The organism is Actinoalloteichus spitiensis RMV-1378 (assembly GCF_000239155.1).
Taxonomy (GTDB): domain Bacteria; phylum Actinomycetota; class Actinomycetes; order Mycobacteriales; family Pseudonocardiaceae; genus Actinoalloteichus_B; species Actinoalloteichus_B spitiensis.
The window spans coordinates 1-1,192 of sequence record NZ_AGVX02000163.1 but is presented as its reverse complement, the minus strand read 5'-3'; the positions used below and the strand labels follow the sequence as shown (position 1 = coordinate 1,192).

At 70.1% G+C, this 1,192-nt stretch carries 1 protein-coding gene; it reads left to right on the top strand.

Going from position 1 to position 1,192, the window contains the following annotated elements; translation table 11 throughout:
- Positions 1–1,170: IS110 family RNA-guided transposase (locus ACTIDRAF_RS27860; RefSeq protein WP_016698325.1), on the top strand; the 1,170-nt coding region annotated here is incomplete at its 5' end.
- Positions 1,171–1,192 lie beyond the last annotated feature (22 nt).

The window sequence follows — 1,192 nt, the reverse complement described above, 5'->3', positions numbered from 1 at the left end:
GTCGGAAAGGGCGAACACCACGCCGTCGGCCTGGACCCGGTGGGGAAGCGGTTGCACGACGGGCCGTTGCCCAACAGCGAACCGAAGTTGCGGGCGATGTTCGACAAGCTCGCCAAGCACGGAACGCTGCTGGTCGTGGTCGACCAGCCCGCCACGATCGGCGCCCTGCCGATCGCGGTAGCCCGTGCCTGCGGCCATGAAGTGGCCTATCTGCCCGGCCTGGCCATGCGCCGCATCGCAGACCTCTATCCCGGACGCGCGAAAACCGACGCCCGGGACGCGTTCGTCATCGCCGACGCCGCCCGCTCGCTGCCGCACACGCTGCGCCGGGTCGACGTCGGCGACGACGCCCTGGCCGAGCTGGACGTGCTGGTCGGGTTCGACGACGACCTGGCCGGTGAGGCCACCCGGATCGGCAACCGCATCCGTGGCCTGCTCACCGGCGTCCACCCCGCCCTGGAACGCGTGATCGGCCCGAGGATCGGCCACCCGGCGGTGCTGGAGATCCTGTCCCGCTGCGGCGGCCCCACCGGCATCGCCAAAGCAGGCCGGCGCAAACTCACCGTGATCGCCACCGCGCATGCGCCCCGCGTGGGCGACAAACTGGTCACCGCGATCCTGGCCGCGCTGGACGAGCAGACCGTCGTCGTCCCGGGCACGACCGCGGCGGACACCGTCCTGCCACGCCTGGCCGACAGTCTGAAAAGCGTTCTCCTGCAACGCAGACAGGTCGCCACCGAGGTCGAGGGGATACTCGATGCGCACCCTCTTGCCGGGGTCCTGACCTCCATGCCCGGTATCGGGGTCAGGACCGCAGCCCGGATCCTGCTGGAAGTCGGCGACGCTTCGGCGTTCACGTCCTCCGCCCACTTGGCCGCTTACGCCGGGATCGCGCCGGTCACCCGCAGTTCGGGTTCCTCGATCAAGGGCGAGCGCCCGGCCCGCACCGGCAACCGCAAACTCAAACGGGCGTTCTTCCTCGCCGCGTTCGCGGCCTTGTCCGATCCCACCAGCAGGGCCTATTACCAGCGGAAACGCGATGAGGGGAAGAAGCACAACGCCGCGCTGATCTGCCTGGCCCGGCGCCGCTGCGACGTCGTGTTCGCCATGCTCCGCAACAAGACCCGCTACCGGCACCCCGAGGTCACTCCCGCCCCGGCTGCGGCTTGACAACCACATAGGGACACCCCCC